Genomic DNA, 26,659 nt, shown 5'->3' on the forward strand with positions numbered 1-26,659 from the left:
GGGATTTTTTTATCTTTTATCCAAAAAATATTGGATAAATATTCATAAAATGTCCGAAAAAACCGGACATTTATATTATTTTTTAGTGAGCTTCGTTTCCGTCAATTCCGTGAGCATGACCATGAGATAATTCCTCTTCAGTTGCCGGACGTGTGTTCAAAATTTCTACGTCGAAATCTAACACTTTTCCTGCCATTGGGTGGTTAAGGTCTGCTACTACAGCTTCTGGTGTTACTTCTACCACAAAAGCCTGGAAATTATTCCCTTGGTTATCAGACAAAGGTAAAATAGCTCCGATAGGTGGAGTTCCTGATTCTTTAAACATCTCAATCGGCAATTGAGCGATAGCGTCTGGCTGTCTTTCACCATAAGCTTCTTCAGGCTGAATAACAAAAGCAGCTTTATCACCAGCTTTTAAACCTAAGATATTTTCTTCAAACTTTGGAATCATCATTCCTACACCGTACAAAAATGTAAGTGGATTTTCTGCTGTTGTTTCTTCTACAAGAACTTTAGTTCCGTCCGCTTCGATAGTGTGAAGGATGTAACGTACAGCTACAACGTGATTGTTTTCAATTGTCATATTTTTTCTTTTTTTCGTGATTTCGTTTCACGATTAATGTTACAAATATACTATTTTTTGAAATGATTCAATGAGCCTGGAAGCCAGGAGATGGAAGAAGGAAACTATGAAAGGCATAAAGAAAATATATCTCCCTTTTACTTTATATTAATTCCATAATAGCTTCAATAACTTCCAGCCTTTATTTTTTTCTGGTCTCATCTCTTTTTTTCTGTCTCAGCATAAAAAGATACAGACTTTCCACTTTTGTTCTTGCCCACGGTGTTTTCCTTAGAAACTTCAGAGAAGAGTTGATGCTTGGGTTATCTGTAAAACATTTAATATTGATCTGCTCACCCAATTTCTCAAATCCTTTGTAATACTCTACCAGTTCTTCAAGAATAGCATCAAGCCTTTTTCCATGTAAAGGATCTTTTGATTTTTCTTCCATAACGCAGTAAAATTAAAACATTTTATCAGACCTGGCCACTAAAATTGTTTAAACTCTTAATCTTTAGTATTTTTGATGAAGCTATTTCTTACCCATAAAAATTATTCGTTACCAACCAATATGAGCAAAAACAACGAAGCAAACAGGAAAAAAAATAAAAAGCAAATTGATCAGAAAAAACGGAAAATACAAAATGCAGAAGCAGAAAGGAAAACACGTTTAAAGCAAATCCGGGAAGACTTCAAAGCAAAAGAATCTGATAATCAACTATAAAAATGGTTTATTACTCAACTTACTTTAAACAATAATAAATTTATGAAAATTCTGCATACCGCCGACTGGCATTTGGGAAAAAGACTGGACCGCTTTTCACGGATGGAAGAGCAAATCCTGGTAATGGAAGAGATTATAGGCATTGCCGATGAGGAACACGCAGATCTTATTCTTGTTGCCGGTGACCTTTTTGATAATTTTAATCCAGGTGTAGAAGCCATTGAGCTTTTTTATAAAACCCTGAAACGTTTATCTTTAAATGGAAAACGTCCTGTGATTGCTATTTCCGGAAATCATGATTCTCCCAGCCTAATCAATGCCCCAGATCCTCTGGCTCGTGAATGCGGAATTATTTTAATAGGACATCCTAAAGCCGAGATTACACTTTTTAGTACAGAATATTTCAAAGTTTCAAATTCTAAGGCAGGTTTTATAGAATTAAAAATCGGAGGAATAGATTTTCCTGTAAGAATTCTTCATACTCCTTTCGCAAATGAAATCCGGCTAAAGGAATATTTTGGTGAAAATAAAGAGGAAGAAATTAATAAAGTACTTTCAGAAACATGGAAAAACCTTGCAGATCAGTTTTGTGATGATTCCGGAGTCAATATTCTGACCGCTCATTTATATATAAATAAAAGAGGTGCAGAAATTCTGGAAGAACCGGAAGGAGAAAAACCTATTAAAATCGGAAATGCAGATCTGATTTTTTCGGACAGTATTCCTGAGCAGATCCAGTATACAGCACTTGGCCATCTCCATGGGTTTCAGAATATCGGTACAAAAGAAAAACCCGTTATTTATTCATCTTCTCCCCTTTGTTACAGCTTCAGTGAAGCCGGGCAGAAAAAGTATGTTTCCATTATTGATACAGAGCCGGGAAAAACAGTGTCTTACGAGAAAAAAGTACTGAAAAGCGGAAGAATTTTAGTCAGAAAAACATTTACTTCCATCGAAGATACCGTTCAATGGCTGGAAGAAAATCCCAATACATTTATAGAACTTACCCTTGAGAGTGAGACATTTTTAACAGCTGATGAAAGAAGATTAATTTATCAGTCTCATAACGGGATCGTTCACCTTATTCCAAAAGTCAAAAACCGGGAGCTTGATGAAGAGCAGAGCCACGAAATCAATTTAAATCAGAATATTGATATATTATTTAAAGATTATTTTAAATCCAAAAACGGCGGGCAGGAAGCCAATGAAGAACTGATGAATTTGTTTAACGAAATTTTAAATGCATAAGCCATGATCCCTGTTCAACTAACTATCGAAGGACTTTACTCGTACCAGGAGCGCCAGACCATTGATTTCAGAAACCTTACTGAAGCGGGACTTTTTGGTATTTTCGGGGCGGTGGGTTCTGGAAAATCATCGGTTCTTGAAGCCATTTCATTTGTCTTGTACGGAGAAACGGAACGTCTGAACATGCGTGATAAAAGAGCTTATAACATGATGAATTTAAAATCAAACAGCTCTTATATAGAATTTGATTTTATAAATTATGAGAATAAGCTTTTCCGTGCTACCCGTGACTTTAAGAGAAATTCCAAAAAATTTGAAGAAGTAAAGCCTAATGCAGTTACTTTCTATGAAAATAGTAATGGCAAATGGATTCCTCTGGATCACTCTAATGCAGAAATAATCATTGGGTTAAGCTATTCCAATTTTAAGCGAACCATCATTATTCCGCAGGGACAGTTCAAAGAATTCCTTGAACTGGGTGCTGCAGAAAGAACAAATATGATGAAGGAGATCTTCAATCTTCAAAAATTTGACCTTCAGAACAATGTTTCTGCACTTCATGTAAAAAACAGATCTGAACTGGATCAGCTTGAAGGTCAGTTAAAAGGTTTTGAAGAAATCAATGAAGAGAAGATCAAAGTTCAGAAAGAACAGCTGACTGAAGAACAGAAACTACTTTCGGAATCCAATGAAAAACTGGAAAAGATTTCCAACACTTATCAACAGCTGAAAAACTTAAAAAGCGATTTTGACAGTTTACAGCAGAATAAGGAAAAATTCAGCAGACTCTCTGAAGAGAAACCTCAGATGGATGCGCTGGAAGCGCAAGCGGAATTATATGACCGTATTTTCAGACTCTTCAATCCATTGATTATTGAGAAAAATAAGCTTTCAAAAGAGATTTCGGAGAAGCGGAACGAGAGAGAAGAACAAATTAAAGCATGGCAGGAAACTGAAAAGGCCTTTATCGTTATAAAAGAACAACTTTCCATTCTTGAGCCGCAGTTCAAAGCTTTGGAACAGTCCAAAATTCAGGAAAATGATATGAACCTTATCCTTCAGGTTCTGAAGTTTACTGAGGAAATCAAAATTCTGAATGAAAGAACCCAGAAAGGTTCCGAAAAAGTAAAAGAAGTAGATCTCAATAAGGAGAAGATTCAAAAGAAGATTGATGAACTTTCTTCACATGTGAAACTATTGAAGGAACAAAAAGTGGATTCCGCATTGTTATCTGAAGTGGGAAATTGGTTTATTCAACAAAAAAATTTAAAAAAATCACTTCAGGAACAAACCGAAAAGATTGAGAAATATCAAAAACAGATCGGAGAAATTGCAGAAGAATTAAAACCTTTTGCTTACAACGAAAATTATAAAGAAGACTTCAGAATCAGAAAAGAAGCCTTAGAAACTAAGAAAAAGGAACTTTCTCAGAAACTGGATCATCTCAAAATACAAAAAGAGCTTTCCCGTTTTGCCAGTGAGCTTCATGATGGGGAAAACTGTCCTCTTTGTGGTTCTAAGGAACATCCGCATATTGTGGAATTTCATGATGTGAATGCTGAACTGCAGGAAATTCAGGAGAAAATAACATCCGTAGAACAGGAAACAGCTGGTCTTCAAAAGCAGGAAGCAGAAATTGATAAAATTCTGGACCGAAAAAAAATCTTTGAGGAACAGCTTTTTTCAGAACAGAAAATTATCCTGCAGATTCAGAAAGATATTGAAAATCATATTCTGAATTTCTCATGGAAGCCTTTTTCCCCGGATCAGGAAGAAGAGTTTGATAAAAAACGTTCAGACTCATTTACTTTAGAAAAAAAGGTTGAGGAAACGGAGCGAAACACTGCTTTGGAAAGAGAAAATCTGGAAAAAGAAACCAAAACGCTGGAAAAGTATAAGAGTGCCCTCGAGGCTTTCCGTTTGGAAGAAGTTTCAAAACAGGAGCAGATCAATATCAGCCGTTCCGGGCTTAAAATTCTTGACTGGAATAGGTATGCTCAAAAGGAAAAAGCTGAGATTGAAGACACTTATCAAAAGTTGGTACAATCTAACAGGGAAACCGAAGAAAATTACCAAAAGGCATTACAGCAGGAAAAGATTCTCTCTCCGAAACTGGCAGAGCAAAAAGCCATTGTCAACCAATCTGAAAAACAGATCACAGAACTCGAGAAGGAAATTTCCGGTAATGAAGAAGCTATCGTCAAAGCTTTGGCAGCTCAAAATTTTACAGAGTTCAGAGAGGTTGAAAATATTTTACTTCAGGAAATCAATATTCAACTGGTGAGAACAAAAGTTCAGAACTTTAAAGTTGATTTTGAAGCTTTAAAGAAATTCATCGGAGAACTGGAATTAAAACTGAAGGGACTGTCATTCGATAATGAACAGTTTTCTCTGGCTGAGCAACAGTTCGGTGAAGCGCAAAGTGAACAGAAAAAAATAAGTGATTCTGTAGTAACAAAAACTGCAGAAATAGACCGACTGGAAAAAGAATTCGTAAAAAAAGAAGACCTTTTGAAAGAACTGGCAAAACTTCAGAAACGTTCAGAGAATTTAAAAATAATGATGAACCTGTTTAAAGGAGCAGGTTTTGTACAATATGTTTCATCTATTTATCTGAGACAACTTTGTGATCATGCGAATGTGCGTTTCCACAGAATGACCAGAAACCAACTGAGTCTGCAGCTTAATGAAAATAATGATTTCGAGATCATCGATTACCTCAACGAAGGGAAAAGCAGAAGCGTAAAAACGCTGTCGGGAGGGCAGGCATTTCAGGTCTCTTTAAGTCTGGCTCTGGCACTGGCAGAAAGCGTTCAGGCCAATGCACAGGCAGATAAAAATTTCTTCTTTATTGATGAAGGCTTTGGAACTCAGGATACCGAATCTGTGAATATTGTATTTGAAACCCTCACCAATCTGATGAAAGAAAACAGGATTGTAGGAATTATTTCGCACGTTGAAGAGCTGAAAGAGAAAATTCCTACAGCTCTCAATATCATTAAAGACGAGGAAAGAGGAAGTCTGATTGAGATTATATAATTAATCTTTAAACCTCAAAAGAAATTAAACTAAGGCTGGCTTGAACATTTATGCATGAAGAATCAATACAGCCTTTACAGATTTGTTCAGGATCTCGTCTACAGTACTACCGGAAAATAATCGGTAAATAATATTATGATTGTGTTTTACAAGACATAAAATATCTGTTTTATTGGTTTCTATGAAATCAATAATTCCGCTTGATGGTTTATCATCCTCAACGTAATGAAAGGTGATTTCCACAGAAGAAAGCTGATCTTTTAATTTTTTTTCACCATTTTCTATGGCTCTTGCAGCTGTATCTTTGTCTGAAATATGAAGTATTTCCAATTTTTTAGGATCGGAAACTTTAAGGATCTGGTTCAATGCCTTTACATCCCTTACGGATAGTTTTGTGGTTTTATAATCTGCAGCCAGCGTGATAACAGGTGTTGGATGAAGTATACTTTCCGCAGGAACTATTAATGTTGGAATCCGCATTTTGCTAATGGCTAAACTGGCATTGCTTCCTATAATTCCCTTAATGCCCGTAGCTCCCGTCATTCCCATTACTAAAAACGATACATCATTATATTCTATGTATTTGGTAATAACATTTCTTAAAAAGCCAACATCACAAACGGTTTTTACCGGAATGTCTTTATATACGTCATTATTACAGAAAGTATCTGTCCATTCTTTCAGAGCGGATCTTTTTCTTGCATAGTAATCTTCAATAAAAATGGCGTTGTATGTACTATTGTTGATGCCTTCCGTAGGATGAATGGCATTCAGTACCGTTACTTTCATCTTTAAAGTTTTGGCGAGGGAGAGAGCATACAACAGCGCATTACCTGCGTTATTGGAAAAGTCTGAGGCAACTAATATTTGTTTCATTTTTTTTCGGTTTTAATAATAATCACTGAACTAAAAATCTGCCACTAAATAAACAGATGGAAACATATAAATAACAGTAAAGATAATACAATAGAAACCGGTAAAGTAAGTACCCAGGCAAGACCGATACTTTTTAATGTAGCCGGATTAAGGTTACTTTTACCACCGGAAGCGACCATAGACCCTGCTATACCACTTGACAAAACATGCGTGGTACTTACCGGTAATCCCAGCAATGTACTTATACCGATAGTAGATGCGGCAACAATTTCGCTGGATGCACCCTGAGCATAGTTCAAATGTTCATTTCCTATTTTCTCACCAATAGTTACAGCAATTCTCTTCCAGCCTATCGTAGTTCCCAGCCCGAGAGATACTGAGATAATAATAATCACCCATAGGGGAGCAAATTCGGTTAATTTTTTAAGTTCAGAAATCTGGCTGGTAAGTATTGCTCTGTTGGATTCGTCAATAGCTATGGTTTTATTTTCATTCAGCTTTTTCAGAGAATCAACAAGGTTGTCTATCTGTTTCCGGAATTTATAAGTAGCGGCTTTGTCTTTTTCATTCTTATGGATCAGATGTTCTTTTACATTTTCAACAGCCAGATTCAATGTCTTAAATTCTGCTGTATTTCGAGTATTCCGGGCAGCTGTTGCCTGTAATGTACGTTCCGTTGTGTTCAGGATAGAAATAATCTTATCATTAGGAATATCATGATTAACTGCAAATTGGGCAGGCATGAAAGCAATCAGGATCAGCATAAAAAGTCCTACACCTTTTTGTCCGTCATTACTTCCGTGAAAAAAGCTTACTAAAGTACAGGTTGTTATTAAAATGGCTCTGATCACCAAAGGAGGTTTGTCATTAGCTCCGGTTGGAATATGAAAAAGCGTTTTATAACGGATTACATATTTAAAAAACCACATCAGCAAAACAGCTAAACAAAATCCTACTATAGGGGATAAAATAAGTGACATCCCAATTTCTTCTGCTTTATGCCAGTTCACTCCTCCGCCATAATACCAGGTAAATCCTAAGCCGGCACCAATTAAAGCACCAATCAGGGTATGAGAACTGGAGCATGGTATTCCAAAATACCAGGTTCCCAGATTCCAGATGATCGAAGCCAGTAGAACAGCAAGAACCAAAGAGGCTCCCACAGCAATTGGCAGCGTTATGAGCGTATCCATAGGTACCAATTTTAAGATTCCCATCGCAACAGCAATTCCCCCTGTAAAAACTCCCAGAAAGTTCCAAAAGCCTGACCAAGGGATTGCGATAACGGGCTTAAGAGCTTTGGTATAAATTACAGTAGCCACAGCATTGGCGGTGTCATGAAAACCGTTTACAAACTCAAAAGCCACTACCGCTACAAGACACAGGATGAAAATAATGACAAGACCTGTACTGAGATCCGGATCCACTGAAAAAAATAGAATATTGTTTAAAAGCATGGTTTTTTGTTTAGATTTTGGAATAACTGGATCAACAGAGCATCCAGAATATTGAGAAATGAAACCATCAGAAAGGGATAATAAGAACGATATCCTGAATAGCAATGGATTTTAGAATATCCAAACAACCTTTTGAACAAACTGGCTGTGAGAATAAACAGTTTGTCACCAGTACAATACAAAGTTTGTATCATACGGATTATAGACAGGTCAATCATTAATAGCTATCGTTTTGTTTCATCACTGTAAAGAAATGAAGTTTAAAAGATTACGATGTTAATAAATGATTAACAGTTTATTATATTTAAAAAATAAGAGTCTTTGCAATATAAGACAAAATAAAAAGGAGACCTTTTCTGGTCTCCTTTTTTTATATCTCTAAACTTCCTTGTTATAATCCTTGTATAACAGGCTTCACTTCATTCCCAAACAATTCAATAGACTTCATCATCACCTCATGAGCAGGATCTCCCACATCCATATGTCCGATAAATCTTGTAATTCCGAAAATCTCTTTCATATAAGCAATTTTGTCTGCTACTTCTGCCGGGCTTCCGATAAATAAAGCGCCGTCTTTGCTTCTTCCGCCATCATACTGTGCTTTTGTGTAAGGGGCCCAACCTCTGGAAGCCCCTATTCTATCCATCTGAGATTTATAATTATGGAAATACCCGTCCACTGCTTTTTGATCATCACTCACAAAAGTATGTGAATGAACGGCAATCTGCATTTTTGAAACATCATGTCCCGCTTTCTGGTATTCCTGCTTATAGAATTCGATCAGATTTCTAAACTGAATCGGCATTCCTCCAATAATGGCTACCACTAAAGGCATTCCCAATTGTGCTGCACTTAAAACAGACTGCGGAGTTCCTCCAACAGCTCTCCAGATTGAAAGTTTTCCATCATTCTTTGCTCTTGGATACACGGTTTGATTATTCATGGGAGCACGAAGTTTCCCAGACCAGCTTACATTTTCCTCAGAATTGATTTTCAATAATAATTCTAACTTTTCATCAAATAGCTGTTCATAGTCATCCAAAGAATAGCCATACAACGGAAATGACTCAATGAAACTTCCCCTGCCCACAAATATTTCGGCTCTTCCGTCTGAAATCAGATCCAGTGTTGAAAAGTCTTCATATACTTTTACCGGCTCCGAAGAACTCAAAACAGTAACTCCACTGGCTAGTTTTATATTTTTTGTAATGCTTGCTGCAGCTGCCAATACTATTTCCGGTGAGGAAACAGCATAATCCGGACGGTGATGTTCTCCCATTGCAAAAACATCAATTCCCACCTCATCCATCAATTTTACCTGATCCAATATTTCACGGATCTTAATTCCTGCATCTCTATATTTTCCGGTTGACTGGTCAAATGCCAGATCACCAAACATACCTATTCCTAATTCCATATTGTTGATTTTAGTGATACAAAAATACCACTATGAAAAATCAAAAACATTGATGTTTGGTAAGATCGAAAAGTTGTTGTTTTTTCAAACACAAATAACACTAATTTTCCACCAATAACACAACATTGTCATTGCGAGCAAAGCGAAGCAATCTCAATTAAGCATAATACAATAATGTTAAGGTAATGTTCAAAAAAATCCAGCCTAAAACTGGACTGGATTTTTTTATTATTTCTTCAGATATAAATCAAAATAATCTGTAATCTTCTGCATCAGATGAACTCTGTCTTTCCCGATCACATTATGCGGATGCCCCGGATATGTAAAGTAATCTAACTGAACTCCGTTATCAACAGCAGATTTGATGAATTTTATAGAATGCTGCCATACTACTACATCATCCTGTGCCCCGTGAATCATCAGTAGTTTTCCTTTCAGATTCTGAACTTTATCCAAAAGATTAGCAGCTGCATATCCCTGTGGATTTTCCTGTGGAGTATCCATATATCTTTCTCCGTACATGATCTCATACATGCTCCAGTCGATTACCGGTCCTCCAGCTACTCCTACTTTGAATACATCCGGCTTACGAAGCATGAAGCTTGTTGTCATAAATCCTCCAAAACTCCATCCATGGATTCCCATTTTATCTCCGTTTACATAAGGAAGAGACTTTAAGTACTCTACTCCCTTCATCTGGTCGTTCATTTCTGTAGTTCCCAGGTTTCTGAATACAGCCTGCTCAAACTTCATTCCACGATTGGAAGAACCTCTTCCGTCCATGGTGAAAATAATATATCCGTTCTGAGCCATATATTCATACCAAAGGTTTCCGGAAGCCGGGAAGCTGTTTGTGATCAACTGTAAGTGCGGTCCGTTATACAGATAAACAATGGCAGGATATTTTTTATTCGGATCAAAATTTGTTGGAAGGATGATTTTCCCATACAAAGGAGTTCCGTCATCTGCTTTTAGCTCTACATTTTTAATTTCCGGTCTCTGATAATTCTTTAATGGATTTTCAGAAGTAAGGATATTGGTAGCTTTTAAATTAGAAGTATTGATAATATTGGCAACTCTTGGTGAATTGGCATTGCTGTAAGCATCATACAGATAATTTCCATCATTGCTCAAAGTTCCGGCATGCATCCCTTCTGCACTGTCCAGTCTCTGCATTTTGAAATTAGTCCAGTTGATTCTATATAAATGTCTTTCTAAAGGAGTTTCTTTTGTGGAAGTGAAATAGATTTCCTTTTTCTTTTCATTGAATCCTAAGATATCCGTTACCAGCCAATCACCTTTTGTGATTTGTGCTACCAGTCCTTTTTCTAAACTATAGTGGAACAAATGATTGTATCCTGTTCTCTGACTCTGCCAGATAAAGTCTGTATTGGAATTCGGGAAGAAAGTAAGTGGATGCTGCGGCTCGACATATTTGCTGTCTGTTTCTTCAAATAATGTTTTTACCAGTTCTCCGGTTGCAGCATCATACTGATTCATTTTCATATGATTCTGACCTCTGTTCAGAACTCCTACGAAAATATACTTTGAATCCGGACTCCATGTAACGGCTGTTAAATATTGATCTTTTTCTCCCTCAACTTTTAAGAAAGTCGTAGCTTGAGTTTTAATATTGAAAACACCTAATGTTACCTGATGAGAAGTCTGACCAGCCATTGGGTATTTGATATTGTGATTCACAGCTGGCGTTACAGACCAGTCAATGATTGGGTAATCAGCAACCATACTTTGATCCATTTTATAAAATGCTACACTCTCAGAATTGGGAGCAGGAAAAATTCCTGTATCAATTCCGAACTCATTTCTATGAACAGCTTGCCCGCTGATAATATTTTCATTGGTTTCATTGGTTACAGCAATGGTTTTTCCATTTCTGTTTACAAATAAATTATTCTTTGCTGTGAAGGCAAAAGTCTGGCCGTCACCAAACATTTTCACATTCGCGGCATCCTGATCTACAGCAGCTGTACTTTTTACTTTCCAGTCATTTCCTGATTTTTCAATCCATGACATTTTACCGCCTGTTGTAAAATATCCATTGGAATTTCCTGTAAATTTGATTGCAGGAACTGCCTTCAGTTTATCATTGGATAAGTTTCTATTCAGTTGGTTCAACGAGATCAGAGTATCCTGCTTGTTGGTTTTCAAATCTGTAATCAAATAACCACCTTTCACTGCCTGGATGTATGATTTTCCGTCTGCAGCCCATGAAAACTGGGAAATATTTTTCACTGCAAGGTTTGTTCTCATCCCATTTACAGCCTCTGCCATAGTAAATTTCTGGGTCTGGGCAAATGCTGAACTGCCTAAAACCAGCATCAATAAAGAAAAATTATGTAATTTCATTGTATAAAATTGAATCCATCAAAAATAAGAAATAAAAATCATCCGTTAAGAAATGTTAAATTAAAACATTCATAAATTAGAATTCATGCTTTCAAAGAAATTATTTCTTAACTTAATAGTAGAATTTTTATAGGTATTAAAATAGGTCAATCGTGAATTGTCAATACGCTCCGCTTGTCAATTTTTAAACTTTGGGACAGCTATAGCCATTCACCATTCACTTGCGAAGCAAAATTGACTATTGATATAAAATGCGTCAATCGTAAATTGTCAATCCGCTCCGCTTGTCAATTTTTAAATTTTGAGACAGCTATAGTCATTCACCATTCACTTGCGAAGCAAAATTGACTATTGATGTAGAAAAATGCATTTCTTATCCTATATCAATGACTTGTATAGGTATCCTATCCTAAATTTGCATCATTATAACAAACAAAAAATACAAAATACAATGGCAACAAAATGGATCTTAGACCCTACGCATAGTGAAATTACTTTCAAAGTAAAACACATGATGATCTCTAATGTAAAAGGAAGCTTCAGAACCTTCACCGCTGAAATTGAATCTGAAGATGAGTTCTTTGCAAATGCAAAAACTACAGCTACAATTCAAACAGATTCTGTATTCACAAACAATACAGACAGAGACAATCACTTAAAGTCTGCAGAGTTCTTCAACGCTGAAGTACATCCTACAATCACTTTTGAATCTCAGGCATTAAACAATTCTATCGTTGGAAATCTTACCATCAACGGAATTACAAAACCTGTAGATCTTGACGTAGATTTCGGAGGAATCAATGTAGACCCATGGGGAAATACAAAAGCAGGTTTCTCTTTTGAAGGAAAAATCAGCAGAAAAGACTTCGGATTAAACTGGAATGCAACTCTTGAAGCAGGAGGTGTAATGGTAAGTGATGATGTAAAAGTAGCTGGTGAATTACAGTTTGTAAAACAGGCTTAATAAATAACATATATTATAAAAGGTTCAGGGATTTTTCTAAAAGCCTTGAACCTTTTATTTTTTTATAATCTTCAATATTTATGAACCTCAATGATCTTCAAAACATAAGCGACGGTTTTAAAAGCACACAGAGAATGCCTGTTTTATTTCTTGGACACGGCTCACCAATGAATGCCATTGAAGAGAATCAATTTGTGCAGGGTTTCAGAAAAGCTGCCTCAGAAATTCCAACACCTAATGCAATTCTTTGTATTTCTGCTCATTGGTATACAGCCGGAACTTTTGTAACCGCTATGGATATGCCGAAAACCATCCATGACTTTTATGGGTTTCCAAAAGCTCTTTTTGATGTGCAGTATCCTGCCCCGGGAAGTCCGGAATTAGCAAAGGAAACAGCAGAGCTCCTTCTCCCTGTTGATGTGGAAGAGGATCACAGCTGGGGACTGGATCATGGTGCATGGTCCGTCATTAAGCATATGTATCCTGATGCAGATATTCCTGTGATTCAGCTGAGTATTGATCATACAAAGCCTCCGCAGTATCATTATGATCTTGCGAAAAGACTCAATAAGCTTCGTGAAAAAGGTATTCTGATCATCGGAAGCGGAAATATCGTTCATAACCTCCGCCTTATCGACTGGAAAAATATTAATACAGTAGGTGCCGGCTGGGACTGGGCAATAGAAGCCAGAGAAAAAACCAACAACTGGCTTCTTGACGGTAATTTTCAAAATATTATTGATTATCAGAAACAAGGAACTTTCTTACAGTATGCTGTTCCTACCCCTGATCATTATCTTCCTTTATTATATACTTTGGGGCTTAAAGATCAGTCTGAAGAGCTTACTTTATTCAACGATGAGCTTATCGGAGGCTCGCTGAGTATGACGAGTGTAAGGATTGGATAATCATAATCGGATATTAAAAATAAAAAAGGAAATACCTCAGCTGAGATATTTCCTTTTCTTTTATAAAGGTAGTATTATTTACTGTACTGCTTTTAATACATTGATGTTTCCGTAGCCATAGCTTGAATTAACATTTGGATAGTAAGTAGCAGCCTGTCTCATTTTATTAAGTACCTGATCTCTTGTCCATGATGGATTTTTAGCCCAAACTAATGCTGCGATTCCTGCTGTAGCTGCTGTGGCTACTGAAGAACCACCTACATAGTCTGCCTGCCCGTTGTAATAGCTCAATACAGGAACCGTATTTCCTGAAGATCTCTCCATCTGAAAGGTAAAATCAATCTGGCTTCCGGAGTGGCAAACATCGCATTTCTGATTGGATGTATTCTCTTTTACCCCTGTTATCGCCTGAGTTTCCGACATTGATGCAGGGAAAATCACCCCCACAAAACTGGTAAAGCTGGTAGAAGTTCCTCCGGCACAAAAAATAAGTTTTCCTTTAGAATAAGCATATTTAACACCATCTTCAATTTTCCCGACAGAGAAAATATGTCCCATAGACATTGAAATGATTTTTACACTGGTGTTATTACCCAATTCTGTAAAAGCCGTTTTTACAGCAGTCTGCTCGCTGGATGTTTCCAAAACAACATTTTCTGCGGCTCTGTAAGCGATCAGATTGGCATTGTAAGCTACTCCTACCGGCAGTCCTGCATTATTTCTTGGGGCTGTCATTACGGAAGCCATTTTTGTTCCGTGTCCGCACTGATCTCCGGATCCATCTGAGTTATACACTCCCACTTTGCTGATTGTTCTTCCTGAAGAAGCACCATTATTAAAGCTTCCTCCCAGTAAAGTCTGTTCCGGAGAAACCCCTGTATCAATAAGTCCGATGGTAACACCTGCTCCTGTACTGTAGCTCCATGCTTCAGGAATGTTGTGTTTTGTGAAAGCCCAAGGAATTTTTGCGCTTGGTGTTGTAGATGTGTAGTCTGCTGTACTTAATGTTGATGATGAAAAACCACATCCTGATGAACCGCTTCCAGAGGATTTTGCAGCTGCATTATATTGAGCCTCAAATTCAAAATAATGATAATCTGCCGGCTCTACGTATCGGATGTTTTTCATTTGTCGAAGAGCAGTAATGGTTTCTTCTTTTTCAATCACAACATCCATCTGATTAAGATATTGATCTGAAAGAAGAAGGAAATTTCTTTCCTCTTTTCCTTCATATTTTTTGATGACAGAAAGGACCTCCTTTTCCATTTCACTGTTGTTTGGGGATTTACTTCTGTCAAAGTCATCCTTAGAAGCTCCAAAACCTATGGATACCATTTTGTTCCCACGGAAAATAGCACTCCATACGAAATGATCGGATTCATTCTTCCAATTGAAAGCACCATCCGTTTTAATAGCCTGATTGATCCGTTCATTGATCTGTTTTGCCGTCAGTGGATCTTTCTGAGCCATTTCTGTTTTTACATTTTCGTTCTGAAGTTCTTCTCTGGAACACGAGTGTAAGGCAAAAAATATTGCCAGTAGGAATACAGTTTTTTTCATATGTTATAATTTTGGTTGGTTCCACAATATAACACTTTGACGGGAATTAAAAACTGAAAAAAAATGAATTTACCATTACATGAATATTAAATTACAATTCTTTCTCGTAGCAGACACTTTGCTCTATTCCAATGTATTGTCCGTAGTTGGGTATTCTGTAAAAACCGTTTTTTTCATACACTGAAATAGCACTTTTAAGATCCTGGGACGTTTCTAAAACGGCTTTTTCAAAATTCAATTCTGCTGCCCAGTTTTCAAGCTCTTTTACAATGGCTGAGCCTAGTCCTTTTTTTCTGAATTCCGGATCGGTAAACATTCTTTTTATTTCTACTGTATCTTCGGAAAATGGTTTGAATGCCCCGCAAGCTGCCGGAATAGCATCAATATAAACTACAATACAGTTTTTAATCGTATCAATTTTATTAAACTGAGCAAAAAAATCATCTTCCTCACCATTATGTTCTGCTAATGTAACGTCAAGAGATTTTACTAATTTTTGAAAGTCTGGATTGGTAGAGTCTGTTCTAAGTACATTCATGTCTATTTGATTTAAAAATTGAAGTTGTGAAAACAAAAAGCTCCCTTTCGGAAGCTTTTATTTTTATGGAGCTGGTGGAGGTGGATTTTGAAAATTATAATGTTTATTCAATTTATCATTAACCCTTTTATCTAATGCTTGTGCATAATCACTTCCAATTTTCATTGAATCATTCATTAAGTTGGGCATATTTTCAATCATTTTCTGACCTGCCGGAGTTTTATAAAATTTAATAAGCTCATCAACGTCCGAATCAGTAAAATACTTTTTATAGACAGGAATGTACAACGCAAAAATTTTCTCCGATGACATGTCTTTTTTAAACTCATCCCAGAAACTATCCGGTAGATCTTTATACCTATTGTTATAATGATCCATAAACTGTTGAAAAGCTATAGACAACATCTTATCTGATCTTGTTAAAGTGATCAGTTCTTTCAATTTTGCTTCATTTGACTGAGAAAAAGCATTTATTCCCAGCAAAAAGAAACATAAAATAATCCCCTTTCTCATTTCTTATTTTACATCAACAATAAACTTTCTCTCATTGATGAGCTCTGCAATGGCCAGCATATCTTTACCGATCAGTCTGTCGTCTTCCAGTTTGGCAACTTTGGAACGAAGAATCGTAAAGTTTTCTTCAATTACTTTAGAGCATTTCGCCGGTCTTCTGAATTCAAGTCCCTGAGCAGCAAACATGAGCTCAACAGACAAAATGTTCACAAGATTTCCAAGAACCTGATTGAATTTTCTTCCTGAGATACTTCCCATAGAAACATGATCCTCCTGGCCTAAACTTGTAGGAATAGAGTCTGCCGATGCCGGGAAACATAATGTTTTATTTTCTGTAACCAAAGCAGCTGAAGTATACTGAGGAATCATAAATCCTGAGTTTAATCCTGAGCTTTCCGTCAATAATCTTGGAAGACCGTATTTTCCTTCTAATAATAAATAACTTCTTCTGTCAGAAATATTTCCTAATTCTGCAGCCGCCAGTGTAGCATAGTCTAAAGGAAGAGCCATCAGCTGTCCGTGGAAGTTTCCGCCTGAAATAGATTCTTCGGCACTTAATACAATCGGGTTGTCTGTTACGGAATTCAACTCTGTTTCCGCCATACTTCTAAGGTGCTCAAAAGCATTTCTGCTGGCTCCGTGAACCTGTGGTACACATCTCATGGAATAAGGATCCTGAACTCTCTCACAATCTTCGTGAGCTTTCATATTTTCTGATCCTTTTAAGAATTTAAGCATTCTTGCCGCTACTTTTTTACTGCCTTCAAAAGGTCTGATCTCGTGAAGCTCTTTTTTAAATGGGCTCGCAGAACCTCTGTATGCTTCAATACTCATTGCAGCAGTCATATCTGCAAGATCTAATAAGTATTCGAATTTTTCAAGTCCTTTGATCGCATGGGCAAGGATAAACTGTGTCCCGTTGATCAGTCCTAATCCTTCTTTTGGTCCTAAAGCCAATGCTTCAAGATCATGTTTATTCAGCACTTCCATGGTCTCAGAAACCTGATCTCCTTCCCAAACCTGTCCTAAACCAAGCAATGGCAGCACCAGATGGGCTAAAGGAGCAAGGTCTCCCGAAGCTCCTACAGATCCCTGTTCAGGAACCACCGGGATGATATCTTTTTCCAGCATCAGAATCATTCTTTCAATAACTTCAAGAGAAACTCCTGAAAATCCTTTTGAAAGGGCATGAACTTTAGCAATCATCATGATCTTGGAAAGTTCTTTGTCAATCGGTTTTCCTACTCCTACTGCATGGGAGATGATCAGATTATATTGTAACTGAGCTGTTTCGTCTGCTGATATTTTAGTATCACATAAGGGTCCGAACCCGGTATTGATTCCATACACACATCTGTCAGACTCTACTATTTTCTGTACGTTTTTCTGTGATTTTAAGATTTGTTCTTTTGCGGCTTTATTAAGCTTGGCTTTATTTGGCTTTTTACAGATTTCCAGAACATCATGGAAAGTAAAAACATCTACTCCGTATATCATTTCTAAAAAATTTTCTTAAAATTACGCATTTAACAATAATTGGAAAAGCTAAATTTCAATCTTCTATATTTTTATATAAACAAGGGAATTATTTTACTATTTTTAGCCCCGAAATTAAAAACAATAATACATGAGACTGAAAACTCTACTCCTTGCTTTATGTGTAGCAAGCACAACAGCTTTCGCCCAGAAAGTAAAATATTCTAAAGAGGACATCAAAAAAATGGAAACTTACCTTTTCAATGAAGGTTTTAATGCTCCATCGCCTAAGAAAACTTCTACAATTATCTTAAAAGACGGAACTACATACAAAGGTTTCTGTAATAAGATTGAAACCAAAAAAGGGCAGATCTACGAAGTAGCTATCAAAGACAGTGTAACAAAAAAGAATACTACATTTAATGCTGATCAGATCAACGAGATGTATGTATATCCGAGCAATGCAGAAAAGATTGCTAAAGTGGCCAAATATATGGGAAACATCAGAAATTTTGGCACTAAGAAGCTGACTAAAAACACCAACAACGACAGAATTTATTTTGTAAACCAGACTGTTTCCTTAAAGAACAAAAAAGATGATAAGGAATTCCTGATGCAGGTAATCAATCCTGGTTTTGATGATATTATTTCAGTATATCACGATCCCAGGGCTAAAGAAACAACAGGTTTTTCTGTAATGGGCTCTCCACAACTTGGAGGCGGGGTTATCAAATCTTATTATGTAAAGAAAGGAGATAAAGTGATGTGGCTTCACAAAGATGATTTCGAAGACAATTATGATTTCCTTTTTGGAGACAATCAGGACTTTATGAAAAAGTATCCTAAAAACTCAGTGGAATGGGATTACTTCAGTTTTCTTATAAGTGAATATACTGCAATAACAAACGGATAAAATAATTTGACCTTATAAAAAACCTGTAGATCCATCTGCAGGTTTTCTTTTTTAAATAGGGAAAGTTTCCTTAATTTTGTTATATGAATCCTTCTTTAGAACTACAGCTCAAAACCTTACCATCCGAACCCGGCGTTTATCGTTATTATGATAAAAATGAACAGCTTTTGTATGTGGGGAAAGCTAAAAATCTTAAAAAGAGGGTTCTCTCCTATTTCAACAAAAACCTTTCCGGATACAGGATCAAAATAATGGTCGGTAAAATCCAACGATTGGAAACGACAATTGTAAACAGTGAGTATGATGCACTTTTATTGGAGAATAATCTGATCAAGGAACATAAGCCGTTTTATAATGTCATGCTGAAAGATGACAAAACCTATCCGTGGATATGCATCAAGAATGAAGATTTCCCAAGAATTTTTCTGACCAGAAATGTAATTAAAGATGGATCCGAATATTATGGTCCTTATGCAAAAGTGCGTCCTGCAAAGATCTTACTGGATACCATCAAGCATATTTACAAGCTCAGAACCTGCAATCTGAATCTTTCTCCAGCTAAGATTTCGGAAGGAAAATATAAAGTCTGCCTTGAATATCATATCAAAAACTGTGAAGGCCCGTGTGAAGATCTTGAAAGTAAGGAAGAATATGATGAAAAGATAGATGCCATCCGTGGAATAATCAAAGGGGATTTCCGCAAAGCTAAAGATTATCTGGTCAATCAAATGATGAAACTGGCTTCCAACCTTCAGTTTGAACAGGCTCAGATCATTAAGGAAAGACTGGATATCCTGGAAGATTACCAGGCTAAGAATACGATAGTTAACCCTAATATTGATGATGTAGATGTCTTCGGAATGACCAGTGATGAAACGGCAGCATATGTCAATTTCTTTAAAATCAGAAATGGAAATATCATTCAGAGTTTTACTACTGAGATCAAAAAAATCCTTGAAGAAACAGATGAAGATATTATGGAAGAAGCATTGATCGAGATCCGTCAGAAGTTTTCTTCTGATTCCAAAGAAGTACTGCTACCATTTCATTTGTCTGTAGAAATTCCTAATGTAAAACTGATTGTTCCTAAGGTTGGAGATAAAAAAAGAATTGTAGAGCTTTCTGAAAAGAATGCTAAAGAATATCGTCTGGAAAAACTGAAACAGGTTCAGATTGTAGATCCTGAAAGGCATACCAACAGAATCATGGCTGAAATGCAGAAACTTCTCAGAATGCCGGTTGAGCCGAGACATATTGAAGGTTTTGATAACTCAAATATTCAGGGAACGAATCCTGTCTCAGCATGTGTTGTTTTCAAAGACGGCAGACCGAGTAAAGCAGATTACAGAATTTTCCATCCTAAAACAGTGGAAGGGCCTAACGATTTTGCGACTATGGAAGAAGTGATCTACCGCCGTTACAAAAGGATGCTTGATGAAGGTGAAGATCTTCCCCAGCTGATTCTGATAGACGGAGGAAAAGGGCAGCTGTCTTCTGCAGTAAAGAGCCTGAGATTGTTGGGACTTTACGGAAAGATTACCATTGTAGGTATTGCCAAAAGACTGGAAGAGATTTTCTTTCCTGAAGACCCTATTCCTTTATATCTGGATAAAAAATCCGAGACTTTAAAAATTCTACAGCGTGTACGTGATGAAGCTCACCGATTTGGGGTAAAGCATCACAGAACCAGAAGGAAAAATTCTACTATTAAATCTGAACTGGAAGAAATTTCCGGTGTTGGAGAAAAAACTATTGAACTACTTCTGTCTAAACTGAAGTCTGTAAAACGTATCAAAGAAGCTAATCTGGAAACTCTGGAAGAGATTTTAGGGAAAAATAAAGCTAAAGTAATTTGGGAGTTTTTTAATGCCAATTGATAAACTCTGGTACAGACAGTTAAATTTTCACAACTAAAAGGCAGTTTTCATAGCATTTCACCATCATTTCCTATTTCATCAAAAAGGGACAAAAGCCCAATATTTTATTGAATACAACAGAAATACTACAATGAAAAACAGAAATAAATAAATATTTTATTTAAAAATGGTATTATATATATTTTTTTCATAAATTAGTATTATCAACTAACAACGATAATATTATGAAATTTTTTCTCTTTTTATAAATTTTTCTACATTTTCATTACCATTATAGATGATGACTTATCTCTCGTATTTGTATAGTATATGTTTTTTGTAGAAAGCCCAAACACAAACCTTTTCAAACTTTCGAAAAAATGAAAAACACATCAGCATATATATTATAAAAGGCTCTTTTTTAAGAGCCTTTTATGTTTATTATTTTATTATTTTCAGATTATTTTGCCATAAAAACTTCTTTGGAATATCTTCCGTCAGCCTGTGGAATATCTATCACAATACCCCCATTTTCAAAATATCCAATGGTAGTATTTCCATCAGCCAGCTTTACAATGAAAACTGAGTTCTTAGAAGTGGTTTTAAAAGCTGCAAATGGCACAGAACTGCCAGATTTAGCCAAAATAAACTGATTAGGATCAATCTGTATTTTTTGAAGATCAAGTTTCCCATTGGAGTAGCTATTCGCTTCAGGAGTAGTCGTAGATGCAACAGATACGGCAGGTTCAGGAGATGTATTCTGACCATTGGTGGATGCGGGTAAGAATGCAACAGGATTTGAAAGCGGGATTTTTATTAAAGCTTCTTTTATTGCATCCTGTAATCCTTCTTCATATTCTTTGATTTTTGACCCTCCTTTTGATTCCTGTATTAAATTATTATTACAATCCTTAAACTGTACTATTACTTTATTTTTAAATAAATTTTTATCATTAATAACATCAGCATTCACCACATTACAGAAATTACTTTTAGCTTCTGCAGGCCAGTTATCTTTAATTACCGGAAGTACTATATACTTTTTCCCTGCCAAAGCTTTGATGAAAAAGTTTTTTAAACCATAATCTTCCTTAAATGTTTCAAATTTTTCAGGAACTGAAACATATTTGTAGTCTGAAACTTTTTGTGCAAAAACCATTGTTGAACTTACTGCCAACATCAATATTGATAACTTTTTCATTTTCTATAATTTTAATCGTTTCTGAATGCTCCCATATCCAGTTTCAATGAGAAGAAATTGGAATAGAAGTTAGATCCACCTATCCCCGAATTTGTAATCGCATAATCCAGTGTAAGCCCTCTGTATCTTATTCCAAGACCTGCACTTGGCTGGAAAGAAACTTTTCTCTTAAGATCTTCTATATCTGTAATCGACTGGAATCTGTTGATCCCCAATCTCACAAAAATCATTTTCTGATACCCTAGTTCAGCTCCGGCATAAGGGCTGATACTTGCAAAATCTGTGGAAATTAATGAAGCGGTTTTAGCAAAATCCACATTTATCCCTGCTTCTGGCAATACATATACACTGCTATTGATTTCAAATAATTTACTGGCACCTACATTCAGCTTAGGCATTGTAAGTTCCAGTTTATCTTTCGGTGCCGGGTTGAATTCTTCTCCGTTAACAACGGTTGAAAGTTCTTTCTGATTGATACTCCAGAAGTTTACGGTAGTAGTAATATCTCTTACCATACCTCCAAACTTCCATCCGTTATCTGCTTTATAAATAGCACCCACATCAAAACCAAAACCATAACCACTTGCAAATTTACCTACGTTACGGTAGACAATTTTAGCATTTACCCCAACATCCAATTTTGGATTTCCTCCGGGTCTGAAGGCATAAGAAAGGATAGCAGCGTAATCGGATTGAGAGAATTTAGTAATTTTATCATAATCAATATTCCCTTCTGAGTCAATCATTTGGGTAGTATTCAGAATATTGTCTACCCCAAGTCTTACCACTGAAACACCAAAAACACCTTCTTCAAGTACTTTCGCATATGCCAGATAGTCGTATTTTGCGATAGACTCAAAGTATTCTGCGTGCATGGCTGCACCCTGCCAGTCTCTTTCAACTGACATCAAACCTGCAGGGTTCCACATAGGAGAATATACATCATCCTGATTGGTAATTACTGCCCCACCCATTGCAAGACCTCTTGCTCCGGCTCCGATATTTAAGAATTCATTGGAATATTTCCTGATAATCTGAGATTGAGACAGCCCAAACAGCAGTGAAAATGCAAGTAAAAGATATTTTTTCATCATATAAATTTGATGCTTAGTTTAAGTTTTTAGTTTTTCTGGCTTTAATTAATCCATTGACAATGATAGCCAGTATCATAACTCCTGAAGCAATATAAAATATAGGGCTCATATGTTCTGATTCCCCAAAGATAAAAAAAGCTAGTATAATTCCGTAGACAGGTTCTAAATTAACTGTTAAAATTAAAGTGAAAGGTGATATATACTTCATTAAATTCACCGATTCTAACATAGGAAAAGCAGTGAAAACACTAGCTAACAAGCATATTAACGCCAAATCCCGGTAGTTTATTTCATTCATCTGAAAAATTTGCCCGGAAAGCAAATAAAATATCATTAAAATGAACCAACCACAGAAAATTTCATAAAAAATAATGTTTCCTGAGCTCGTTTTACCAAACATTTTACCATTAAAAACAGAAAAAATAGTCCCGAATACAGCACAAAAGATTCCATAAATAATACCTTCTTTAAAATGAAATTCCGTTTTAAAGATCAATAGTATACAGGCAACAATGACTGTTCCCATAATGACTTCAGAGATATCAATTTTTCTTTTAAAAATAATAGGCTCCAGGATAGAGGCAAAAAGTGTAGATAAGGAAAGACAGCTTAATGCAATAGAAACATTGGAGACTTTAATAGAATAAAAAAAGCAATACCAATGAAGCGCCATAGCAAAACCTATTGCTGCCAGCTGAAAAAATATTTTCCTGGAAACTTTTATACTGTCCTTTTTAAAAACTCTGATGAATACAAAAAGAAAAATAGAAGCAAAGAGCATTCTGTAAAATACCAGAATCTGTGCATTGGCATGAATCAATTTTCCCAAAATTGCGGTGAATCCCCACAAAAATACAATTAAGTGTAACCTGAAAAGCGCCAATTTATGCATAACCTATCTCCTTAGAATTTTTAACGTGCAAATTTACAAATACGCTTTTATAAATCTTATAAAAAAATATAAATTTACATTAATAAAAAGATGATAAATAAAGTTTTTAATAGTTTTTTACCTAATACAGCACCTTTTCTATTCATTTAATAAAAAGATCAAAATTACAATATGATATTAAGTCCAAATATTGAAATCAAAACAAAACGTCTAACCTTGAAGCCTGTTAAAGACTTATATATAGATGATATTTTAGAACATTTTACAAATGATGTTACCAGATACATGCCTTTTAATCCACAAGGTAACAGACAGGATATAATTACCTTCGTTAATGAATCCAAAAGAACTCTGTCGCAAAACACAGATCTGGTAATGGCTGCCCTGGACTCTGATGGTGATTTTACAGGATGTTGCGGTATCCATAATATAACAGAAGAATCTGTTGAGCTTGGCCTTTGGTTAAAAAAAAGTTCTCAGGGAAAAGGATTGGGAACTGAAATCATAACAGCCCTCATAGAATTCCTGGAAAAGAATTTCACTTTCAAGTATATTTTATATCCTGTAGATGAAGAAAATATAGCAAGCAGAAAAATTCCGGAAAAATTAGGCTTTATTCCTGCTAAAAAATATAAAAAAACCAAGAATCATCTTATCGACCTGAATATTGTAGAATATAGAAAGTATTACTAGCTATCGCACAAACAGCAATAAAAAAAACCCTGAAAATTTGTTAAACTTTCAGGGCCTTCAAATAATAAACTATTAAAAAAATAAACTAGGAACTTAGAGTATTTTGCAGAGAATATCACCTCTGTTACTCTACTGTAAAGTTAGAAAAAATATAAATTATTTAAAAATATTTTTTAGTTAAAAATTTCACAATTTACTAGAAACCAAAGTATTAAACAACTGTTTTACTTCCTATTTGTATTCCTCATAAAAATAGTATCTTTAAGCGTAAAAAATTAAAAATTTTATGGACATTGAATTCAATAAACGAGAAGATCAAAACAGATTAAAATTATCTGAAATAAATCGCTTACTCACTGAGATCAAAAAAGGTGGTGGTGAGAAGAGGCTTCAAAAGCTTCGTGATGAAGGAAAAATGACAGCAAGAGAAAGAGTAGATTATCTTCTCGATAAAGATTCAGATTCCATAGAAATAGGAGCATTTGCAGGATACGAAATGTATAAGGAGCATGGAGGATGTCCTAGCGGCGGGGTTGTAGTGGTGATTGGCTACGTTTCCGGAAGACAATGTATCATCGTTGCCAATGACGCTTCTGTAAAAGCCGGTGCATGGTTTCCTATCACAGGAAAGAAAAACCTGAGAGCACAGGAAATTGCTATGGAAAACAAACTTCCAATCATCTATCTGGTAGATTCTGCAGGTGTTTATCTGCCTATGCAGGATGAGATCTTCCCGGATAAAGAACATTTTGGGAGAATTTTCAGAAATAATGCTAAAATGAGTTCTATGGGAATCATCCAGATCTCTGCCGTAATGGGAAGTTGTGTAGCCGGAGGAGCTTATCTTCCTATTATGAGTGATGAAGCCATGATTGTAGATAAAACAGGCTCTATTTTCCTTGCCGGAAGCTACCTGGTAAAGGCCGCTATCGGAGAAAGTATTGACAATGAAACATTGGGCGGTGCTACTACTCACTGCTCTATTTCAGGAGTGACAGATTATAAAGCTAAAGATGATAAAGATGCTTTGAACAGAATCAAAAACATCATGAAGTCTATCGGAACTACTGAAAAAGCAGGTTTTGACAGAATAGAAAGCTTCCCACCTAAAGAAAATCCTGAAAATATCTTCGGAATTATGCCGGTTTCAAGAGCTGAGCAATACGATACTTACGAAATTATTAAATGTATTGTAGACAACTCCGAATACGAAGAATATAAACCTGATTACGGTAAAAGTATTATCTGCGCAACAGCCAGAGTTGATGGCTGGTCTGTAGGTATTGTAGCCAATCAAAGAAAGCTTGTTAAGAGCGGTAAAGGAGAAATGCAGTTTGGTGGAGTGATCTACTCAGATTCTGCAGATAAGGCTACACGATTCATTGCTAACTGTAATCAAAGAAAAATACCTTTAATCTTCTTACAGGATGTTACCGGATTTATGGTAGGCTCGAAATCTGAACATGGAGGTATCATTAAAGACGGAGCCAAAATGGTAAACGCTGTTTCCAATTCTGTAGTTCCTAAATTTACCATCATTACAGGGAATTCTTATGGAGCAGGAAACTACGCTATGTGTGGTAAAGCTTACGATCCTAGACTCATCGTTGCATGGCCTTGGGCTGATCTGGCTGTAATGGGAGGTACACAGGCTGCAAAAGTACTTGCTCAGATCCAGGAATCTACATTAAAGAAACAAGGAAAAGAAATTACCGAAGAAGAGCACAACGAAATTCTGGATACAATTTCAAAAAGATATCAGAAGCAAACCGAATCTACCTATGCAGCAGCAAGATTATGGACAGATGCCATCATCAACCCTGCAGATACAAGAAAATGGATTTCTATGGGAATCGAAGCGGCTAATCACGCTCCCATTACTGAGAAATTCAACTTAGGAGTAATTCAAGTCTGATCTCAATATATTTATAAAATAAACACGGCTATTTCAGTTTGAGATAGCCGTGTTTTTATTTATATCTTTAAATTATAGGAATATTAGTTTCCATATTCTTCTTTACAAAATTCTATAGGCCCGCCCAGCCTCATACAGCATTGATATTTGCTCAAACAGATTCCATTAGGCCATCCCGGAGGATAACACATTCCAAATGCCGGATCATCCGGGCAACCAGGGCCACCGCTTCCTTTAAGTGATTTTAAACTCTCTCTAGAAATCTTTACCAGATTTTTCATAGTTATTTAGTTTTTGATAATTCCTACTCTATTATAGCTTTTCGGATTACGCTTTTCTAATATACTATTTTTTCAATATCTAGTGAAATTTAATAAGAATTTTTTCATCTTCAATTTAAAGTATTCTTAAGTAAGATTTATATATACGATAAAATAGGATTGATG

Annotated in this window: 23 protein-coding genes; 9 read left to right on the forward strand and 14 right to left on the reverse strand. The window is 36.0% G+C overall.

Annotation, left to right across the window (positions count from 1 at the left end; genetic code table 11):
- Positions 1–82: 82 nt before the first annotated feature.
- Both ACPF63_RS18000 and ACPF63_RS18005 read right to left on the reverse strand, forming a co-directional pair.
- Complete coding sequence (locus ACPF63_RS18000) at positions 83–583, reverse strand: FKBP-type peptidyl-prolyl cis-trans isomerase (protein WP_426480822.1); 501 nt, start codon at positions 581–583, stop codon at positions 83–85.
- Between the two features lie 181 nt (positions 584–764).
- Complete coding sequence (locus ACPF63_RS18005; RefSeq protein WP_077413820.1) at positions 765–1,013, reverse strand: VF530 family DNA-binding protein; 249 nt, start codon at positions 1,011–1,013, stop codon at positions 765–767.
- A gap of 75 nt (positions 1,014–1,088) precedes the next feature.
- Here ACPF63_RS18005 and ACPF63_RS18010 point away from each other — a divergent pair, with 75 nt between their 5' ends.
- From ACPF63_RS18010 to ACPF63_RS18020, 3 genes are read left to right on the forward strand one after another with little or no spacing between them, the layout of a single operon-like run.
- Complete coding sequence (locus ACPF63_RS18010) at positions 1,089–1,286, forward strand: hypothetical protein (RefSeq protein WP_077413819.1); 198 nt, start codon at positions 1,089–1,091, stop codon at positions 1,284–1,286.
- Between the two features lie 42 nt (positions 1,287–1,328).
- The gene (locus ACPF63_RS18015) at positions 1,329–2,534 is read left to right on the forward strand and encodes a metallophosphoesterase family protein (RefSeq protein ID WP_426480823.1); all 1,206 of its coding nucleotides are present in this window, start codon (positions 1,329–1,331) and stop codon (positions 2,532–2,534) included.
- A gap of 3 nt (positions 2,535–2,537) precedes the next feature.
- Complete coding sequence (locus tag ACPF63_RS18020; protein ID WP_426480824.1) at positions 2,538–5,573, forward strand: AAA family ATPase; 3,036 nt, start codon at positions 2,538–2,540, stop codon at positions 5,571–5,573.
- Between the two features lie 48 nt (positions 5,574–5,621).
- Here the strand turns inward: ACPF63_RS18020 and ACPF63_RS18025 are convergent, their stop codons facing one another.
- The 4 genes from ACPF63_RS18025 to ACPF63_RS18040 form a co-directional block, all read right to left on the reverse strand.
- Positions 5,622–6,449 carry a universal stress protein gene (locus tag ACPF63_RS18025; protein WP_426480825.1) on the reverse strand — a complete coding sequence of 276 codons (828 nt, stop codon included), beginning with the start codon at positions 6,447–6,449 and terminating at the stop codon, positions 5,622–5,624.
- Positions 6,450–6,493: 44 nt separating this feature from the next.
- Entirely contained in the window at positions 6,494–7,906 is a 1,413-nt protein-coding gene (locus tag ACPF63_RS18030) for an inorganic phosphate transporter (protein ID WP_426480826.1), read from the reverse strand.
- 391 nt (positions 7,907–8,297) lie between these two features.
- Positions 8,298–9,323 (reverse strand): LLM class flavin-dependent oxidoreductase, encoded by a 1,026-nt coding sequence (locus ACPF63_RS18035; protein WP_077413813.1) that lies wholly within the window; start codon positions 9,321–9,323, stop codon positions 8,298–8,300.
- A 228-nt stretch (positions 9,324–9,551) separates the two neighbouring features.
- Positions 9,552–11,690 carry a DPP IV N-terminal domain-containing protein gene (locus ACPF63_RS18040; RefSeq protein ID WP_426480827.1) on the reverse strand — a complete coding sequence of 713 codons (2,139 nt, stop codon included), beginning with the start codon at positions 11,688–11,690 and terminating at the stop codon, positions 9,552–9,554.
- 451 nt (positions 11,691–12,141) lie between these two features.
- Here ACPF63_RS18040 and ACPF63_RS18045 point away from each other — a divergent pair, with 451 nt between their 5' ends.
- Both ACPF63_RS18045 and ygiD read left to right on the forward strand, forming a co-directional pair.
- The gene (locus tag ACPF63_RS18045) at positions 12,142–12,654 is read left to right on the forward strand and encodes a YceI family protein (protein WP_426480828.1); all 513 of its coding nucleotides are present in this window, start codon (positions 12,142–12,144) and stop codon (positions 12,652–12,654) included.
- An 80-nt stretch (positions 12,655–12,734) separates the two neighbouring features.
- Complete coding sequence (gene ygiD / locus ACPF63_RS18050; RefSeq protein ID WP_426480829.1) at positions 12,735–13,562, forward strand: 4,5-DOPA dioxygenase extradiol; 828 nt, start codon at positions 12,735–12,737, stop codon at positions 13,560–13,562.
- A gap of 78 nt (positions 13,563–13,640) precedes the next feature.
- On the opposite strand, the gene ACPF63_RS18055 is transcribed toward ygiD, so the two are convergent.
- From ACPF63_RS18055 to hutH, 4 genes are all read right to left on the reverse strand, one after another.
- Entirely contained in the window at positions 13,641–15,122 is a 1,482-nt protein-coding gene (locus ACPF63_RS18055; RefSeq protein WP_426480830.1) for a S8 family peptidase, read from the reverse strand.
- A gap of 91 nt (positions 15,123–15,213) precedes the next feature.
- On the reverse strand, positions 15,214–15,660 hold the full coding sequence (locus ACPF63_RS18060) for a GNAT family N-acetyltransferase (protein ID WP_426480831.1): 447 nt from the start codon (positions 15,658–15,660) through the stop codon (positions 15,214–15,216).
- A 63-nt stretch (positions 15,661–15,723) separates the two neighbouring features.
- Positions 15,724–16,173 carry a DUF2059 domain-containing protein gene (locus ACPF63_RS18065; RefSeq protein ID WP_426480832.1) on the reverse strand — a complete coding sequence of 150 codons (450 nt, stop codon included), beginning with the start codon at positions 16,171–16,173 and terminating at the stop codon, positions 15,724–15,726.
- 3 nt (positions 16,174–16,176) lie between these two features.
- Positions 16,177–17,670, reverse strand: coding sequence for a histidine ammonia-lyase (gene hutH / locus ACPF63_RS18070; protein ID WP_426480833.1), 1,494 nt, complete (start codon positions 17,668–17,670; stop codon positions 16,177–16,179).
- Positions 17,671–17,800: 130 nt separating this feature from the next.
- Here hutH and ACPF63_RS18075 point away from each other — a divergent pair, with 130 nt between their 5' ends.
- Together ACPF63_RS18075 and uvrC are read left to right on the forward strand one after the other, a co-directional pair.
- Positions 17,801–18,562 carry a hypothetical protein gene (locus ACPF63_RS18075; protein ID WP_180565120.1) on the forward strand — a complete coding sequence of 254 codons (762 nt, stop codon included), beginning with the start codon at positions 17,801–17,803 and terminating at the stop codon, positions 18,560–18,562.
- 83 nt (positions 18,563–18,645) lie between these two features.
- Positions 18,646–20,439: an excinuclease ABC subunit UvrC gene (gene uvrC / locus ACPF63_RS18080; RefSeq protein ID WP_426480834.1), complete on the forward strand. Its 1,794-nt coding sequence runs from the start codon at positions 18,646–18,648 to the stop codon at positions 20,437–20,439.
- Positions 20,440–20,878: 439 nt separating this feature from the next.
- On the opposite strand, the gene ACPF63_RS18085 is transcribed toward uvrC, so the two are convergent.
- Genes ACPF63_RS18085 through ACPF63_RS18095 form a run of 3 tightly spaced genes read right to left on the reverse strand, consistent with a single transcriptional unit; the run spans position 20,879 to position 23,605 of the window.
- Positions 20,879–21,619 carry a hypothetical protein gene (locus tag ACPF63_RS18085; RefSeq protein ID WP_426480835.1) on the reverse strand — a complete coding sequence of 247 codons (741 nt, stop codon included), beginning with the start codon at positions 21,617–21,619 and terminating at the stop codon, positions 20,879–20,881.
- A gap of 11 nt (positions 21,620–21,630) precedes the next feature.
- On the reverse strand, positions 21,631–22,713 hold the full coding sequence (locus ACPF63_RS18090; RefSeq protein WP_077413805.1) for a PorV/PorQ family protein: 1,083 nt from the start codon (positions 22,711–22,713) through the stop codon (positions 21,631–21,633).
- A gap of 13 nt (positions 22,714–22,726) precedes the next feature.
- Positions 22,727–23,605 (reverse strand): DMT family transporter, encoded by an 879-nt coding sequence (locus ACPF63_RS18095; RefSeq protein ID WP_180565119.1) that lies wholly within the window; start codon positions 23,603–23,605, stop codon positions 22,727–22,729.
- Between the two features lie 171 nt (positions 23,606–23,776).
- Here ACPF63_RS18095 and ACPF63_RS18100 point away from each other — a divergent pair, with 171 nt between their 5' ends.
- Both ACPF63_RS18100 and ACPF63_RS18105 read left to right on the forward strand, forming a co-directional pair.
- Positions 23,777–24,298, forward strand: coding sequence for a GNAT family N-acetyltransferase (locus ACPF63_RS18100; protein ID WP_077413803.1), 522 nt, complete (start codon positions 23,777–23,779; stop codon positions 24,296–24,298).
- Between the two features lie 286 nt (positions 24,299–24,584).
- Positions 24,585–26,213 (forward strand): acyl-CoA carboxylase subunit beta, encoded by a 1,629-nt coding sequence (locus ACPF63_RS18105; protein WP_077413802.1) that lies wholly within the window; start codon positions 24,585–24,587, stop codon positions 26,211–26,213.
- A gap of 83 nt (positions 26,214–26,296) precedes the next feature.
- On the opposite strand, the gene ACPF63_RS18110 is transcribed toward ACPF63_RS18105, so the two are convergent.
- Positions 26,297–26,494 carry a hypothetical protein gene (locus tag ACPF63_RS18110; protein WP_149835059.1) on the reverse strand — a complete coding sequence of 66 codons (198 nt, stop codon included), beginning with the start codon at positions 26,492–26,494 and terminating at the stop codon, positions 26,297–26,299.
- Between the last annotated feature and the right edge of the window lie 165 nt (positions 26,495–26,659).

The organism is Chryseobacterium sp. R2ACT005, from assembly GCF_049949215.1.
In the GTDB taxonomy this organism is placed as follows: Bacteria; Bacteroidota; Bacteroidia; order Flavobacteriales; family Weeksellaceae; genus Chryseobacterium.

Bases quoted from the DNA above. Each gene is read 5' to 3' on its own strand.
- ACPF63_RS18000 (WP_426480822.1), bottom strand. From the start codon at position 583: ATGACAATTGAAAACAATCACGTTGTAGCTGTACGTTACATCCTTCAC.
- ACPF63_RS18005 (WP_077413820.1), bottom strand. From the start codon at position 1,013: ATGGAAGAAAAATCAAAAGATCCTTTACATGGAAAAAGGCTTGATGCT.
- ACPF63_RS18010 (WP_077413819.1), top strand. From the start codon at position 1,089: ATGAAGCTATTTCTTACCCATAAAAATTATTCGTTACCAACCAATATG.
- ACPF63_RS18015 (WP_426480823.1), top strand. From the start codon at position 1,329: ATGAAAATTCTGCATACCGCCGACTGGCATTTGGGAAAAAGACTGGAC.
- ACPF63_RS18020 (WP_426480824.1), top strand. From the start codon at position 2,538: ATGATCCCTGTTCAACTAACTATCGAAGGACTTTACTCGTACCAGGAG.
- ACPF63_RS18025 (WP_426480825.1), bottom strand. From the start codon at position 6,449: ATGAAACAAATATTAGTTGCCTCAGACTTTTCCAATAACGCAGGTAAT.
- ACPF63_RS18030 (WP_426480826.1), bottom strand. From the start codon at position 7,906: ATGCTTTTAAACAATATTCTATTTTTTTCAGTGGATCCGGATCTCAGT.
- ACPF63_RS18035 (WP_077413813.1), bottom strand. From the start codon at position 9,323: ATGGAATTAGGAATAGGTATGTTTGGTGATCTGGCATTTGACCAGTCA.
- ACPF63_RS18040 (WP_426480827.1), bottom strand. From the start codon at position 11,690: ATGAAATTACATAATTTTTCTTTATTGATGCTGGTTTTAGGCAGTTCA.
- ACPF63_RS18045 (WP_426480828.1), top strand. From the start codon at position 12,142: ATGGCAACAAAATGGATCTTAGACCCTACGCATAGTGAAATTACTTTC.
- ygiD (WP_426480829.1), top strand. From the start codon at position 12,735: ATGAACCTCAATGATCTTCAAAACATAAGCGACGGTTTTAAAAGCACA.
- ACPF63_RS18055 (WP_426480830.1), bottom strand. From the start codon at position 15,122: ATGAAAAAAACTGTATTCCTACTGGCAATATTTTTTGCCTTACACTCG.
- ACPF63_RS18060 (WP_426480831.1), bottom strand. From the start codon at position 15,660: ATGAATGTACTTAGAACAGACTCTACCAATCCAGACTTTCAAAAATTA.
- ACPF63_RS18065 (WP_426480832.1), bottom strand. From the start codon at position 16,173: ATGAGAAAGGGGATTATTTTATGTTTCTTTTTGCTGGGAATAAATGCT.
- hutH (WP_426480833.1), bottom strand. From the start codon at position 17,670: ATGATATACGGAGTAGATGTTTTTACTTTCCATGATGTTCTGGAAATC.
- ACPF63_RS18075 (WP_180565120.1), top strand. From the start codon at position 17,801: ATGAGACTGAAAACTCTACTCCTTGCTTTATGTGTAGCAAGCACAACA.
- uvrC (WP_426480834.1), top strand. From the start codon at position 18,646: ATGAATCCTTCTTTAGAACTACAGCTCAAAACCTTACCATCCGAACCC.
- ACPF63_RS18085 (WP_426480835.1), bottom strand. From the start codon at position 21,619: ATGAAAAAGTTATCAATATTGATGTTGGCAGTAAGTTCAACAATGGTT.
- ACPF63_RS18090 (WP_077413805.1), bottom strand. From the start codon at position 22,713: ATGATGAAAAAATATCTTTTACTTGCATTTTCACTGCTGTTTGGGCTG.
- ACPF63_RS18095 (WP_180565119.1), bottom strand. From the start codon at position 23,605: ATGCATAAATTGGCGCTTTTCAGGTTACACTTAATTGTATTTTTGTGG.
- ACPF63_RS18100 (WP_077413803.1), top strand. From the start codon at position 23,777: ATGATATTAAGTCCAAATATTGAAATCAAAACAAAACGTCTAACCTTG.
- ACPF63_RS18105 (WP_077413802.1), top strand. From the start codon at position 24,585: ATGGACATTGAATTCAATAAACGAGAAGATCAAAACAGATTAAAATTA.
- ACPF63_RS18110 (WP_149835059.1), bottom strand. From the start codon at position 26,494: ATGAAAAATCTGGTAAAGATTTCTAGAGAGAGTTTAAAATCACTTAAA.